Below are 15,516 nucleotides of genomic sequence, written 5' to 3'. Positions count from 1 at the left end.
ACGCGGCCACCACGAAGCGGCGGCCATCACGCCGCCTTCGCAAGAATCCATGCATGTATGGGAGCCAGCACGTGCTGGCTCCGCAGACACTGGCTCCGCGAGCAGGTTAAAGCTCGCCCAGCCCTTCCGCCGTGCCGTCGGCACCGACCTGCAGCAGCCGCAGCGTGTTGGTCGCGCCGTGACGCTCCATGTGGTCGCCGCTGGTGAACATCACGCGGTCGCCCACGCTGAGCCGGTCCTGGTCGAACAACTGCTTGATGGCGCTGCGCGCGGCATCGCGCGAGGTCAGGCCACGGCTGTCGAAGTCATAGGCAACCACGTCGCGCATCATCGTCATGCGCCTTCGGGCACCGTCGTGTCGCGACATCGCGAAGATCGGCACCTGCGAGCGGAAGCGCGACAGGAAGCGCGCGGTGCCACCGGATTCGGTCATCGCAACGATCGCGCGCACGCCAATGTGCTCGGAGAGGAACATCGCGGCCATCGCGATGGCCTGGTCGGCACGCTCGAGGTTGCGCGGGGCCGCTTCGAAATCGGTGTCGCGGTTGAACTGGCGTTCGGCGCCCAGGCAGATGCGCGCCATCGCCTCGACCGCCTTCACCGGGTAACGGCCGGCGGCCGATTCCTGCGACAGCATGACCGCGTCGGTGCCGTCGATCACGGCGTTGGCGACGTCGAGCACTTCGGCGCGGGTCGGGATCGGGCTGTCGACCATCGACTGCAGCATCTGCGTGGCGGTGATCACCACGCGGTTGCGCTCGAGCGCCTCGCGGATGATCTTCTTCTGCAGGCCGGGCAGCTCGGCGTCGCCGATCTCCACGCCCAGGTCACCGCGCGCGACCATGACCACGTCGCTGGCGTCGACGATTTCCGAGAGGTTCTCGATCGCCTCGGCGCGTTCGATCTTCGACACCAGCGCGGCATCGCTGCCGGCAGCGCGGGCAATGCGACGCGCTTCATTCATGTCTTCGGCGTTGCGGCAGAACGACACCGCGATGAAATCGGCGCCGAGTTCGGCGGCAACCAGGATGAGTTCCTTGTCGCGCTCGGTCAGCGCGCCCAGCGAGAGGCCGCCGCCCTGCTTGTTGAGGCCCTTGCGGTCCGACAGCGCGCCGTCGTTGAGGACGGTGGTGATGATGCGCTCGCCTTCGATCGCGCCCACGCGCAGCTGCAGCAGGCCATCGTCGAGCAGCAGCACGTCGCCGGGACGCACGTCGTCGGGCAGGCCGAGGTAGCTCACGCCGACCTCGCGCAGGCTGCCGGGAGGTGCGTCCTTGCTGGCGACCAGGTCGAAGCGGTCGCCGGCCTTGAGCAGGACCTTGCCTTCGGCGAAGCGCTCGATGCGGATCTTCGGACCGGGCAGGTCGGCGAGGATGCCGACTTCCACGCCGACACGCTTGGCGGCTTCGCGCACGGCTTCGGCGCGGGCGACCTGCGACGACGGGTCGCCGTGGGAGAAGTTGAGTCGGACTACGTCGACACCGGCGGTGAGCAGTGCGTCGAGGACGCCCGGCGGATCAGTGGCCGGGCCGAGGGTGGCGAGGATCTTGGTGCGGCGCTGGGTGGTCGTCATCGAATGCTGCTTCGCCTGTTGCGTGTCGATTGATTCAGGCGACGCTAGCACAGCTGTGCGGTCATTCGAATTGAATACGCATGCAATCCGGGACGCCGGGCATCCATACCGCGGGGCATGTGCGGAAGTGGTCTGGAATCACCCGGTCAAAAGCAGACCACCTCCGGCGAGCCGCTCAGGCCGCCAGTAGCGCCTGCAACTCGCCCGGCGCAGCCGCCAGGTGCAGCGCCCCCGCCTCGCGCAGTTCCGCCTCGCCGCCGAAGCCCCACAGCACGCCGACGTTGCGCATGCCGTGATGGCGAGCGCCTTCGATGTCCATGCGCCGGTCGCCGATCATCCAGCACTCGCCGGCATCGACCTCGAAGCGGCGCAATGCTTCGGCGATGAGCTGGTCCTTGTGGCTGATGCGACCGTCCAGGGTCGCGCCGACGATGTCGTCGAAGCGATGGCCGAACGGCAGGTGCGCGGCGATCTTGCGCGCGTGCGGTTCGTTCTTGGCGGTGACCACCGCCAGGCGGTGCCCGGCCGCGTGCAGCGCCTCGATCGTCTCGCCGATGCCGGCGTAGACCTCGTGCTCGGCCCAGCCATGGCTCTCGAAACGGTCGCGGTAGTGCAGCACCGCCTGCTCGACGTCCTGCGGATCGTCGAGCAGCGGGCCGAAGCTGGTGCGCAGGGCCGGACCGATCCAGCGTCGCAGTTCCGACTGCGGCGGCACCGGCAGGCCCATCCTGACCAGTGCGTACTCGACGCAACGGGTGATGCCGACGGCCGAGTCGATCAGGGTGCCGTCCATGTCGAAAAACACGGTGGACCGGGTGCGGGGCGTTGCCATGATGCGCGTGGATTCCGATCGGGGAGGTCAGGCCACCATTGGACCCGACGCCCCCTGCCCGGACAAGGCCGCTTTCTGGCGGCTACAGCGATTTCCTGTCTTCTTCGTCGACGTAATGGCGATCGGCCCGGTACAGCGCCAGGCGCTCGCGGACGCGCGCGGCCATTTCCTTGTAGTCAGGCTGCTTGACGGCAAGCGCATCGACGCGCTCCAGCGCCAGCGCCTGCAGCTCCACGGCGCGCTTGAAGTCACCGGCGGCGGCGTAGCAGGCCGCGACCGTGTCCAGCTCGGGCAAGTCCAGGAGCGTCGGTTCGTCCATCTTCGCCACCGTCTGTATCCCGCGCTTGGGGTCGAAGGCGTCCGGATACGGCGAAGTGCACGATGCCCACGCGATCTCGTTGTATGCATCGCTCGTGCCGGCGTCGGCACTTTGCTGCCACAGCGCGAACGCCTGAGCGCGCGCCTTGGGCGTCTGGCCGTGGTGGTACAGCCAACTGCCATAAGCGCTGCTCGCCCAGCCGTGCTTGGCCGCCAGCGGCGGCTGCAGCCAGCGCATGGCCTTGGCTTCGTCGACCTTGCCGAAGTCGCCATACAGGTAACCCAGGCCAAGCCGCGTCTGCGCGTCGAGATCGCCCTTCTCGGCCACTGGCAGCAACCACTGGATCGCCTGCTGCGGGTTCTTCTTCATGCCCAGGCCCTGCGTCGCCATATCGGCCAGGCTGACGCGTGCGCGCGATGCATAGTCGCCATCGGCCAGCGACTTGAAGATATCCACGGCGTTGCTGGCCTTGCCCTCCACGCCGGGACGCCCGGCGGCGTAGAGCTCGCCGAGATCGAACAGCGCATCGACGTCACCGCCGTAGACCGCCGGCAGCAGCCACTTCTCCGCCAACGGCCACTGCCCTTCGCGGCTGCTGTCGTCAGCCAGGTGTCGCAACGCCCAGGGATGGCCGCCCTGCGCAGCCTCGAAGACATAGCGCTTGCCAAGTTCGGCGTCGCGGGCACCGCTGCCGTACAGCAGCTCCCATGCGTACGTTGCCTGCGATTTGACGTGGCCGGCTTCGGCGGCCTTGCCGAGCACCTGCAGGCGCAACTGCGGTTCTGCCTGGAGGTCGTGGTAATCGGCGAGCAGGGCGAAACCGGTGCCGTTGCCGTTCATCGCCGTGCTTGAGAGAAAGGCGATATCGGCGGCTTCCAGCTTCGGCTTGGCCGGCGACAACACCTTGCGCCGCAGTGCTTCATAGCGGGCAAAGCGATTGCCATCGGCGACGGCACGATCCAGGCGCTTCTGCAGCGCGACAGGCACGTCGGCATTGGCGATCGGATCGTCGTGCAGGCTCAGCCACAGGCGGGTGAACTCGGCGGTGGCACCTTGGTTCGGCCAGCGACGATCGGCGGCGTCGAGCAGCGTCCACGCCGCGGCCTCGTCTCGCTCCACGCCCAGTCCCTGCAGATAGGCATAGGCCAGCAGCAGCATCGGCAGTGCCTGCTGCTGCTCGGCACGCGGCAGCACCGCATCGACGAACCCGTCACCGCAGGTCGCGGTCGGTTTTGCGCCGCACAGCTGCACCCATTCCAACGCGGAGCGCAGGCCGCCTTCGCGCGCGGCCGGACGCAGTATCTCCAGTCGCTGCGCGACGCCGTCCGTGTCGCGCGAGTCGCGCACGGCCTTGATGTCGCGCGCGGAAAGCTCGGCATCGACGCTCGACACCACGCTGACGACCAGGCCGTTGCGCAGCAGCGTCAGGCCCTTGTTGGGCTCCTCGCGGGCGATCTGGTACATGGTGTCGATGTAATCGAACGTAAGGTGGTGTTCGACTTTGGCGTCGCTGTCCCAGCCGACCACGACCAGCGGGAAGTAACGCTCCGGGCGCGGCCACTGGTACGTCACCGACAGCACCTGCAGGCCGCTGGCGGCGACCAGGGCGGTGGCGTCGGCGGCACCGATCACGCGGATCGGCTTGTTGAAGTCGCCGGCCTGGCCCAGGGCATAGCGTGACAGCGCCGCCAGCACCGTCATCTCCCGCTCGGCCGCGGCGTCATCGGCCACGGCCTCGGCACACAGGTAGGCAATGCGCCGGACCAGGATGCTGACGGGCGCGGCAGCAACCGACCTGGCAATGTCGTCGCGGTGCTGCGCACACGCTTCGGCATTGACCTGGCTGCCGTCGTAACCGACGGTGTCCATCACGTCGAACGCGCCAATGGCCGTGCCCAGCTCGCCCTTGGCGAGGAACTGCTGCCAGGCACTGGCAGCGTCGAAGGCCGGCGCGGCAGGCGTGGCAGCGGTCGCGGGCAGGCACAACGCCAGCAGCAGGGACGTGCAAAGCAGGCGACGGGTCATGGCGTCTGCGTCTCCGCGATCACCGACTTGAGCAGCGACTTCAGGCGCTGGTCGCGATCCTCGCGCTGCTGCGCCACCGGCAACTGGAAGCGCAGGCGCGCCGACAGGCTCTCGCGCAGCTTGCGCAACTCGGCGACATGCGCAGGCACCTGCTCGGCGCTGATGTCGTTGGTGAGCACCTTCATGTCGTACACCAGGTTGATCCTGCCGGGTTCGACCTTGACGTCGCGGTGGTAGGCGAAGCCCGGCGAGGCGAAGCTGGACGACTCGTCCTGGAAGGACGGTTTCCATCCCTTCGGCACCTCGACGTGCATCTCGTGGCGCAGGCGCACCGGGCGGCCGAAGAACAGCGGCCCGTTGCGCGACATCGACGGCGGCAGTGCGCTTGGCCGGTCCAGCGCCTCGGCGTAGACATCCAGCGCCTTGCCACCGGCGTCGTTGTCGAACGGCGCGAGCAGGCGGTAGCGCTCGACCAGGGTGAAGCGGTTGCGGTCGAGGTCGTCCTGGACCGCGGCCGGCGCGGCCACCGCGACCTCGCCGAAGCGCTGGCGGTAGTAGTCGGCGTAGCGCCGCGTCACTTCCTCGATGCGCTGGCCGGCGAAGGACCGGCGCACGTCGTCGGCGGTGCGGCCCTGGTAGGTCGTGGTCACGTCGAGCGTCACCTCGCGGCCGTCGGCGGCGGGAACGAAATGCTCGTTGACGGTCACCTGCACGTCGGCATTCTTCGGTTCGGCGATCACTTCCGGCGCGGTGACGCCGGCGGCGACGGCAAGCGCCACGCCATACAGGCTCTGGTCGCTGTCGCGCGGATCGCCGCCCTGGGCGGTCAGCGTCGGATCGACCCACATCACGTTGTCGCCGACCTGCGCGCGCACGATCACGTGGTTGAACACCGACGCGGCGGCCGGGAAGTTGGCGATGCCGCGCCCGCGCGTGGTCGACACCAGCGCCGGTGCGGCGCGGATGCCCATGCGCTCGAGCACCGTCACCAGCAGGTAGGCCTTGTCCTTGCAGTCGCCGTAACGGCGCGTCCAGGTGTCGGCAGGCGGCGTCGGACGGTGCGAGTTCTCGCCCATCTCGACGCCGAAGTAGCGCACCTGCTCCTGCACGGTGCGCAGTGCCGCCTTCACCTGCGCATACGGATCGCCGAGCTTGCGCCACTGGCCGATCTTCGCTTCCAGGTCGGCCGGCAAGGCGCCTGCCTTGGGATACAGCGGCAGCGCCCAGTTCACCACGTCGCCCCAGCTGCGCTTGCGCGCCACCCAGGCGACCGGGAACGGCTGGTACCAGATCGGATAGTTGTCTTCGTCGACGTGGGCCGGGACGCCGTGGCCGACAAACAATGCTTCGGTGCGCCCATCGACCTGGGCGATCCGCGGCGCCGGCGCATCGTTCTCGCGGTACACGTTGAGCTCGCTGCCGCCGTCGTAGACCGCGCGCAGGCGCGCGTCGAGCACCGGGCTGCGCCAGCCGAACGTCAGCGCGTCGACCGTGTTGCCGGCGAGCACCGGGTTGCTGCCGGTGATGGTGTAGTTGATGCGCACGACGTCATCGACACGGACGTCGTCGAGGACGATCAGCGCGGTGACCTCACCGTCGGCCAGGTCCTGCTCGAACTCGCTCTCGCGCCGCGCCAGCGAGATGCGCTCCGGCGCCAGCCGCGTCTGCCATTTGCCGGCGCGACGCAACTCGACGCGATGGATCGTCAGTTGCTGGTAACCGGGGTTGAACTCGATCTGGAAGCGGCCGGCGTCGCCCAGCAACGAGGCGGCCTTGGCCTCGTAGACATAATCGACGTAGAAGTCGTCGTGGCCCTGGCGATGGTCGACCTGCACGTCGTACAGCCAGAAGCGCCACGGTGCGCCACTGGCCCCGGGCGCATTGGCGTCCCACCGCGCAGGCACCTCGTGGCGCTGCACGAACGCCGGCACGTCGGCGACCTTGAAGCGGTATTCACCGCGCTGGTATTCGACCTCGCCCGCGCACACCGAACCGGCCAGCAGCCATGCCAGCAACCCCCATGCAATACGCATCCACCGCCCCCTGTGTTCCCTGCATCGAATACTAATGGAACAGGGGGGCGGCAGAAGGGGGAATCAGCCCCGCGTCTTCAGGGCGGTGACGGCCGGCAGCTCCTTGCCCTCGAGGAACTCGAGGAAGGCGCCGCCACCGGTGGAGATGTAGGACACGTCCTGCTCGATGCCGTACTTGTCGACCGCGGCCAAGGTGTCGCCGCCGCCGGCGATCGAGAACGCCTTGCTGGAAGCGATCGCACGGGCCAGGGTTTCGGTGCCCTTGCCGAATGCATCGAACTCGAACACGCCGACCGGGCCGTTCCAGACCACGGTGCCGGCGGCCTTGATCAGCTCGGCGTAGCGCGCGGCGGTGTCCGGACCGATGTCGAGGATCATGTCGTCGGCGCCGACGGCATCGACGGCCTTGACCGTGGCCGGGGCATCGGCGGCGAAAGCGGGGGCGACGACGACGTCGGTCGGCACCGGGATGTCGGCGCCGCGCGCCTTTGCGTCGGCCATGATCTTCTTCGCGGTGTCGATCAGGTCGTTCTCGACCAGCGACTTGCCGACGCCGTGGCCCATCGCGGCGATGAAGGTGTTGGCGATGCCGCCACCGACGATCAGCTGGTCGACCTTGCTCACCAGCGACGACAGCAGTTCGAGCTTGGTCGAGACCTTGGAGCCGGCGACGATCGCCAGCAGCGGACGCGCCGGGTTGTCGAGCGCCTTCGCCAGCGCGTCGAGCTCAGCCATCAGCAGCGGGCCGCCGGCGGCGACCTTGGCGAAACGGATCGCGCCGTGGGTCGACGCCTGCGCGCGATGTGCAGTGCCGAAGGCGTCCATGACGTAGACGTCGCACAGCGCCGCGTACTTCTTCGACAGCGCCTCGTCGTCCTTGCCCTCGCCGACGTTCATGCGGCAGTTCTCGAGCAGCACCAGCTGGCCCGGCGCGACGTCGACGCCGTCGACCCAGTCCTTCACCAGCGGCACGTCGATGCCGAGCAGCTCCGACAAGCGCTTCGCGACCGGCGCCAGCGAATCGGCCTCGCTCCACACACCTTCCTTCGGCCGGCCCAGGTGCGAGGTGACCATGACCGCCGCGCCTTTCTCCAGCGCCAGCTTCATCGTCGGCACGGCCGCGGTGATGCGCTGCTCGGAGGTGATGCGACCGCCGTCGATGGGCACGTTGAGATCTTCGCGGATCAGCACGCGCTTGCCGGCGAGGTCGAGGTCGGACATGCGGAGGATGGACATGGGCAGTGGCCTTTTAAGCCCTCCCCTTCAAGGGGAGGGTTGGGAGGGGATGGGTTCAAGCGAGACGCGCATTCTCCCTTCGATACCCCCGCACGGCAAATCCGCACCACCACTCACTCACAAGTTATCCACAACATTTAGCGTTGACGGATCACCCAACCCCCACTATGTTGTGGCCGTCGGTGCCGACCTCGCGGTCGGCTTAAAAGGGAAGTCCGGTGCGGCCACGCTCACGAGCGAGCGGCCAACTCCGGCGCTGCCCCGCAGCGGTAGTGGAAACGAACGCCGTCATGGCACTGGGCATGGGCCTGGGAAGCGACGGTCAGTAGGTGAGGAACCAGCGGCACACGCCCGGTCCTCGCGTCCAGAGCCCGAAGACCTGCCGACAACCGCGCGTTGCACACCGCGCGGTGACCGGCCAGCGAGTCTTCGGAGGGAAGACGGTCGGTGTCGCAGGATGGCGTCCGTTGCTTTCGATGCATTGTTCGAAGCACGTGACCGCCACCACAGGCCCGTCTCGGCCTGCGCGACGCCGCAACCGCACGCTTCGGAACCGCGCCAGGTCGCCCTTCGAGGGAAGGTCGACCAGCCGTGCGCCCACGCACCGGAGCCATTGCCATGACCACCACCACCGACGCGCCTGCCGCGAGCAAGCCTGCCGTCAGTCCCCCTGCAGCCGCCACTGCACAGACCGGCTCTGGGCAGACAGAGTCCGCCGGCTTCACCCTGACCCCGCCGGCCGCCAACCTCACCATGACGGTGACCAAGCGCAGCGGCCGCCGCGACCCGGTCGACCTCAACAAGATCGTGCGCGCGGTGACGCGCAACTGCGAAGGCCTGTTCGCCGTCGACCCGATGCGCGTGGCCACCCGCACCATCTCCGGCCTGTACGACGGCGCGACCACGCGCGAGCTCGACGAACTGTCGATCCGCACCGCCGCCCTGCTGACCGCCGAGGAACCCGAATACGGCCGCCTCGCCGCGCGCCTGCTCGCCGGCGTGATCGAGAAGGAAGTCGCCGGCATCGAGATCCACGCGTTCTCGCAGTCGGTGCAGCGCGGCTTCGACCTGGGCCTGATCAACGAGCGCCTGCTGACCTTCGTCCAGGCCAACGCGCGCAAGCTCAACGATGCGATCGACCCGACGCTGAACCAGCGCTTCGACTACTTCGGCCTGCGCACGCTTTACGACCGCTACCTGCTGCGCCACCCGACCGCGCGCACGGTGATCGAGACGCCGCAGCAGTTCTTCCTGCGCATCGCCTGCGCATTGAGCGAGGACGTCAGCGACGCGCTGGCGCTGTACCGGCGCATGGCGCAGCTGGATTACATCCCCAGCTCGCCGACGCTGTTCAACTCCGGCACCACGCACGAGCAGCTGTCGAGCTGCTTCCTGCTCGACTCGCCTGAAGATTCGCTGGAAAGCATCTACAAGCGCTACATGGACGTGGCCAAGCTGAGCAAGTTCAGCGGCGGCATCGGCCTGAGTTACACCCGCATCCGCTCGCGCGGTTCGCTGATCCGTTCGACCAACGGCCTGAGCAACGGCATCGTGCCATGGCTGAAGACGCTCGATGCCTCGGTCGCCGCGGTGAACCAGGGTGGCAAGCGCAAGGGCGCGGCCTGCGTGTACCTGGAGCCGTGGCACGCCGACGTCGAGGAGTTCCTCGAACTGCGCGACAACACCGGCGACGAGGCGCGCCGCACGCACAACCTAAACCTGGCCAACTGGATCCCCGACGAGTTCATGCGCCGGGTCGAGGCTGACGGCGACTGGTCGCTGTTCGACCCGGCCAAGGTGCCGCAGCTGACCGATCTGTGGGGCGAAGCCTTCGATCGCGCCTACCACGCCGCCGAGGTGGCCGGCCTGGCGTCGCGTACCGTCAAGGCACGCGAGCTGTACAGCCGCATGGTGCGCACGCTGGCACAGACCGGCAACGGCTGGATGAACTTCAAGGACAAGTCCAACCGCGCCTGCAACCAGACCCTGCGCGAAGGCAACGTGGTGCACCTGTCGAACCTGTGCACCGAGATCCTGGAAGTCACCTCGCAGGACGAGACGGCGGTATGCAACCTGGGGTCGATCAACCTGTCGCACCACGTCGAGCTCTTCGCCGAGGGCCCGGTGCACGGCGAAGACGGACGCTTCGATTTCGAGAAGCTTGCCGAGACCGTGCGCCTGGCCGTGCGCCAGCTCGATCGCGTGATCGACCTCAACTTCTATCCGATCGAGACCGCGCGCCGCGCCAACCTCAAGTGGCGCCCGGTCGGCCTGGGCGTGATGGGCCTGCAGGACGTGTTCTTCAAGCTGCGCATGCCGTTCGACTCCGACCAGGCGCGTGCGCTGTCGAAGCAGATCGCCGAGGCGGTGTACTTCCATGCGCTGACTGCGTCGAACGAGCTGGCGATGGAACGCGGCCGCCATCCGTCGTTCGCCGACACGCGTGCCTCGCAGGGCGAGCTGCAGTTCGAAGCCTGGGGCGTGGCGCCGTCCGATGCCCACGGCTGGGACAGCCTGCGTGCGCGCATCGCCGAGCACGGCCTGCGCAACTCGCTGCTGATCGCGATCGCACCGACGGCCACCATCGCCTCGATCGCCGGCTGCTACGAGTGCATCGAGCCGCAGGTGTCGAACCTGTTCAAGCGCGAGACGCTGTCGGGTGACTTCCTCGTCGTCAACCGCTACCTCGCCGAGGAACTCAAGACGCTGGGCCTGTGGACGCCGGAACTGCGCGACCGCATCAAGATGGCCGAAGGTTCGATCCAGGGCATCACCCAGATTCCCGAGTCGCTGCGCGCGGTCTACCGCACCGCATGGGAACTGCCGATGCGCTCGCTGATCGACATGGCCGCCGACCGCGGCGCCTTCATCGACCAGAGCCAGTCGCTGAACCTGTTCATCGAGAGCCCGAACATCGGCCAGCTGTCGTCGATGTACATGTACGCGTGGAAGAAGGGTCTCAAGACCACCTACTACCTGCGCTCGCGCCCGGCGACGAAGATCGCCAAGGCCACCGTCAGCGGTGTCGCCGAAGCGTCCAAGCCCGAGTACACGGCGGTTGAGGCAGTCGCCTGCTCGCTGGAAAACCCGGAAAGCTGCGAGGCCTGCCAGTAGCTGTAGTCCAACCTCCCTCTCCCCTTGCGGGAGAGGGACAGGCGCCAACGGCGCCAGGGAGAGGGGACGCGCCCTCCCCCCAGGAAGAACACCAGCGTCCCCCTCTCCCGGCGCTTCGCGCCACCCTCTCCCGCCAGGGGAGAGGGTTTTCCTTCAAAGGATTTCCATGACCACCGACATCCGCCTGCTCGACCCCGGCTTCGACCTCACATTGCGGCCGATGCGCTACCCGCAGTTCTACGAGATGTACCGCGACGCGATCCGAAACACCTGGACCGTGGAAGAGGTCGACTTCTCGCTCGACGTCAACGACCTCAAGCACAAGCTCGGGCCGGCCGAGCGTCACCTGATCGAGCGCCTGGTGGCCTTCTTCGCCACCGGCGACAGCATCGTCGCCAACAACCTGGTGCTGAACCTGTACCAGCACATCAACGCGCCCGAGGCGCGCATGTACCTGTCGCGGCAGTTGTACGAGGAAGCACTGCACGTGCAGTTCTACCTGACCCTGCTCGACACCTACCTGCCCGACCCGGTCGCGCGCGCCAAGGCGTTCGATGCGGTGCAGAACATTTCGTCGATCCGCGCCAAGGCCGAGTTCTGCTTCAAGTGGATCGACTCGATCCAGGACATCCGTCGCATCGAGACGACGGAGCAGCGCCGCCAGTTCCTGCTCAACCTGATCTGCTTCGCCTGCTGCATCGAGGGCCTGTTCTTCTTCGCCGCCTTCGCCTACGTCTACTACCTGCGTTCGCGCGGCCTGCTGCACGGCCTGGCCTCGGGCACCAACTGGGTGTTCCGCGACGAGAGCTGCCACATGGCCTTCGCCTTCGAGGTGATCCGCACCGCGCGCAGCGAGCAGCCGGAACTGTTCGACGACGAACTGCAGCGCCAGGTCGTGCAGATGCTGGAGGAAGCGGTGGAGTGCGAGATGCAGTTCGCCCAGGACGTGTTGTCGGGCGGTGTCGCCGGCCTGTCGCCGAAGGACATGCGCCAGTACCTGCAGTACTGCGCCGACCAGCGCCTGGCGCAGCTGGGCATGCCACGCCATTTCGGCGCGACCAACCCGTTCGCCTTCATGGACCTGCAGGACGTGCAGGAAGTGACCAACTTCTTCGAGCGTCGCGTCTCGGCGTACCAGGTGGGCGTGCAGGGCGAGGTCGCATTCGATGCCGCGTTCTGAGGCGGCGGCGCCTCCCACCGAAGCGCGCATGACGGAGATCGTGTTCCCCGACCACACCAACCACCTGGGCACGCTGTTCGGTGGCCAGGCGCTGGCATGGATGGACAAGGCCGCCTTCGTCGCCGCCTCGCGCTATGCGCGCAGCACCGTGGTCACGGCGCGGTCGGAGCAGATCGACTTCCATGTCGCCGTGCCCAAGGGCGCGCTGGTCGAGCTGGTCGCGCGCGTGGTCGCCACCGGCCGCAGCTCGCTGCAGGTGGAAGTCGACATGCACCGCGAGGACCTGATGACCGGCGACACGCAACTGGCCACGCGCGGTCGCTTCACCATGGTCGCGCTGGACATGCACGGCCAGCCGACGCCGGTCCCTGCCCTGGTGCCATCTGCCGATTGACGCCTCCCGCCGGCGGGGCTAACGTTAGCGCCGTCGTGGTGATCATCGCTTCATAAAGATGGAGCGATGTGACAAGCACCGCCGGGCAACCGGTGGCGCCAGAGGGAATCCGGTACGGACACCCGTCCAATTCCGGAGCTGCCCCGCAGCGGTATATGGGAACGACCGCCATCCATGCACTGGGACCTTTGGCCCGGGAAGCGATGGCCAGTAGGTGAGGACGAACTCCTCGCGCCCACGAGCCCGAAGACCTGCCCCGACCGGAGAGTCCGCTCTCCGTCCGACCCCCGACCGCATGGCTCGCGCCTTGCGGCCGGTTCGCCCGCGGGGGCGAAGGTCGAAGGCTGGTCTTCTTCCGGCGCCGTTCGCGGCGTCGGTGCGTGGCCGTGCCCTCCTTCGTTGCCCTGCGTCATGCATAACGCATCGCAGGTACATCATCACCATGACCCAGGTAACCCATCTCGGCTTCCCGCGCATCGGCGCGCGACGCGAGCTCAAGCAAGCCCTCGAATCGTTCTGGAAAGGCCAGGCGACATCGGCGGAACTCCACGCAACCGCACGCGAACTGCGTGCGCGGCACTGGCAGCTGGCAAACGAGGCCGGCGTCGACACAGTGCCGTGCAACGACTTCTCCCTGTACGACCACGTGCTCGACACCGCCGTGCTGTTCGACGCCATCCCGCCCACGCACCGCGAGCTGTTCGAGGCAGACCCGCTGGCCGGCTACTTCGCCCTCGCCCGCGGCCTGCAGGACGGCCGCCACGACCTGCACGCGCTGGAGATGACCAAGTGGTTCGACAGCAACTACCACTACCTCGTGCCGCAGTTCCAGGCCGACCAGCGGTTCCGCCTGCGCGGTGACAAGCCACTGGCCGAGCTGCACGAAGCCCGTGCGCTCGGGCTGGAGGCACGCCCGGTGCTGCTCGGCCCGGTGTCGTTCCTCAAGCTGGGCAAGCGCGAGGATGGCGGCTGCCCGCTCGAACTGCTTGATGCGCTGCTGCCGGCGTATGTGCAACTGCTGCAGCAGCTGAAGACCGCCGGGGCGTCGTGGGTGCAGATCGACGAACCCTGCCTGGTGCTCGACCTGGGCGATGCCGATCGCGACGCCTATCGCCGCTCGTTCGCCGCCCTGTCCGCGGCCGACGTGCCGCAGATCCTGCTTGCAAGCTACTTCGGCGACCTGGGCGACAACGTGGACCTGGTCGCCAGCCTGCCGGTGGATGCATTGCACATTGACCTGGCACGTGCGCCGCAGCAGCTCGAACGCGTCCTGGCGGCGTGGCCCGCCGAGCGCGCCCTGAGCCTGGGCATCGTCGACGGTCGCAACGTATGGCGCACCGACCTGGATGCCGCACTGGCGCTGGTACGCACGGCCGGGTCGCGCGTGCGCTGGCTGGCGCCGTCGTGCTCGCTGCTGCACGTGCCGATTGACCTCGAGCTGGAGCGCAAGCTGCCACAGCCGCTGCGCGGCGGTATGGCGTTCGCGCGACAGAAGCTCGAAGAGCTGCGGTTGCTGGCCGATGCAAACGCAGGGGATGCTGCCGCCGCAACGGCAATCTCCAGCGCACAGGCGGCGCGCGCCGCGCATCGCAGTGCACCGGAGCTGGCCAATGGCAGCGTCCGCACGCGACTGGCTTCACTCTCTCCAGCGATGAGCCGGCGCAACACGCCCTATGCACAGCGCGCTCGACTGCAGCACGAGCGCCTGGCATTGCCACCGCTCCCAACCACCACGATCGGCTCGTTTCCGCAGCTGTCGCTGGTACGCAAGGCACGCGCCGACTACAAGGCGGGCAAGCTGGACGACGCCGGTTACCGGCAGTTCCTCGAGCGCGAGATCGACAACTGCCTGCGCGAACAGGAAGCCATCGGCCTGGACGTGCTGGTGCACGGCGAGTTCGAGCGCAACGACATGGTCGAGTACTTCGGCGAGCAGCTCGACGGTTTCGCCTTCACCTCCCACGGCTGGGTGCAAAGCTACGGCTCGCGCTGCGTGAAGCCGCCGGTGCTGTACGGCGATGTCAGCCGGCCGCGCGCGATGACCGTCGAATGGACCCGCTACGCGCAGTCGCGCACGCACTACCCGGTGAAGGGCATGCTGACCGGGCCGGTGACCATCCTGCAGTGGTCGTTCGTGCGCGACGACCAGCCACGCGCCGACACCTGCCGGCAGATCGCGCTGGCCCTGCGCGATGAAGTGCTCGAACTGGAAGCAGCCGGCATCGCCATCATCCAGATCGACGAACCGGCCTTGCGCGAAGGCCTGCCGTTGCGGCGCGAGGACTGGCCGCACTACCTGGCCTGGGCGGTGGAAGCGTTCGGCCTCGCCGCCGGCGCGGTGGCGGACACTACCCAGATCCACACCCACATGTGCTACGCCGAGTTCAACGACATCATCGACGCGGTCGCCGCGCTCGATGCCGACGTGATCTCGATCGAGACCTCGCGCTCGCGGATGGAGCTGCTTGATGCCTTCGCCAGGTTCCGCTACCCCAACGGCATCGGCCCCGGCGTGTACGACATCCACGCTCCCCGCGTGCCGTCGCCCGAGGAGATCGGCGAGCTGCTGGACAGGGCGTTGCAGGTGATCCCGGCGGCGCAGCTGTGGGTCAACCCGGACTGCGGCCTCAAGACCCGCGGCTGGCCGGAGGTACGCAAGGCGTTGAGCGCGATGGTCCAGGCCACGCGCGAGCTGCGCCTCGGGCTGACCACGGCCTGACGCCGACGGAGCCGCCCGCCCCCACGGGCGGGCGGCCTCCATTGCCGCATGCTCCATTGCATCCGGGCCGGGCGCAGGACTAAATAGCCGA

At 67.9% G+C, this 15,516-nt stretch carries 9 protein-coding genes and 2 riboswitches; of the genes, 4 read left to right on the top strand and 5 right to left on the bottom strand.

The window, feature by feature from the left end:
• Positions 1-106: 106 nt before the first annotated feature.
• The 5 genes from pyk to ACFOPO_RS07570 all read right to left on the bottom strand — a co-directional run bounded on the left by pyk (position 107) and on the right by ACFOPO_RS07570 (position 8,018).
• Positions 107-1,573, bottom strand: a complete 1,467-nt coding sequence (gene pyk, locus ACFOPO_RS07590) for a pyruvate kinase (protein WP_386702487.1) — start codon at positions 1,571-1,573, stop codon at positions 107-109.
• A 175-nt stretch (positions 1,574-1,748) separates the two neighbouring features.
• On the bottom strand, positions 1,749-2,405 hold the full coding sequence (locus ACFOPO_RS07585; protein WP_386702485.1) for an HAD hydrolase-like protein: 657 nt from the start codon (positions 2,403-2,405) through the stop codon (positions 1,749-1,751).
• A gap of 82 nt (positions 2,406-2,487) precedes the next feature.
• Positions 2,488-4,749 (bottom strand): tetratricopeptide repeat protein, encoded by a 2,262-nt coding sequence (locus tag ACFOPO_RS07580; protein ID WP_386702483.1) that lies wholly within the window; start codon positions 4,747-4,749, stop codon positions 2,488-2,490.
• Complete coding sequence (locus tag ACFOPO_RS07575; RefSeq protein ID WP_386702481.1) at positions 4,746-6,782, bottom strand: DUF3857 domain-containing transglutaminase family protein; 2,037 nt, start codon at positions 6,780-6,782, stop codon at positions 4,746-4,748. The genes ACFOPO_RS07580 and ACFOPO_RS07575 overlap by 4 nt, the downstream gene beginning before the upstream one ends.
• A 63-nt stretch (positions 6,783-6,845) precedes the next feature.
• On the bottom strand, positions 6,846-8,018 hold the full coding sequence (locus ACFOPO_RS07570; RefSeq protein WP_386702479.1) for a phosphoglycerate kinase: 1,173 nt from the start codon (positions 8,016-8,018) through the stop codon (positions 6,846-6,848).
• 163 nt (positions 8,019-8,181) lie between these two features.
• Positions 8,182-8,420: riboswitch (cobalamin riboswitch) on the top strand.
• 351 nt (positions 8,421-8,771) lie between these two features.
• Here ACFOPO_RS07570 and ACFOPO_RS07565 point away from each other — a divergent pair.
• The 4 genes from ACFOPO_RS07565 (at position 8,772) to metE (ending at position 15,425) form a co-directional block, all read left to right on the top strand.
• Positions 8,772-11,132 (top strand): ribonucleoside-diphosphate reductase subunit alpha, encoded by a 2,361-nt coding sequence (locus tag ACFOPO_RS07565; RefSeq protein ID WP_386702687.1) that lies wholly within the window; start codon positions 8,772-8,774, stop codon positions 11,130-11,132.
• A gap of 166 nt (positions 11,133-11,298) precedes the next feature.
• Complete coding sequence (locus ACFOPO_RS07560) at positions 11,299-12,312, top strand: ribonucleotide-diphosphate reductase subunit beta (protein WP_386702477.1); 1,014 nt, start codon at positions 11,299-11,301, stop codon at positions 12,310-12,312.
• On the top strand, positions 12,299-12,706 hold the full coding sequence (locus tag ACFOPO_RS07555) for an acyl-CoA thioesterase (protein WP_386702475.1): 408 nt from the start codon (positions 12,299-12,301) through the stop codon (positions 12,704-12,706). The genes ACFOPO_RS07560 and ACFOPO_RS07555 overlap by 14 nt, the downstream gene beginning before the upstream one ends.
• Before the next feature lie 66 nt (positions 12,707-12,772).
• A riboswitch (cobalamin riboswitch) is annotated at positions 12,773-12,980 on the top strand.
• 168 nt (positions 12,981-13,148) lie between these two features.
• Positions 13,149-15,425: a 5-methyltetrahydropteroyltriglutamate--homocysteine S-methyltransferase gene (gene metE / locus ACFOPO_RS07550; RefSeq protein WP_386702473.1), complete on the top strand. Its 2,277-nt coding sequence runs from the start codon at positions 13,149-13,151 to the stop codon at positions 15,423-15,425.
• Positions 15,426-15,516: the final 91 nt, after the last annotated feature.

The organism is Lysobacter sp. GCM10012299, from assembly GCF_042649405.1.
GTDB lineage: Bacteria > Pseudomonadota > Gammaproteobacteria > Xanthomonadales > Xanthomonadaceae > Lysobacter_J.
Note: the sequence above shows the minus strand (reverse complement) of the source record. Positions and strands in the feature narration are given on the sequence as shown.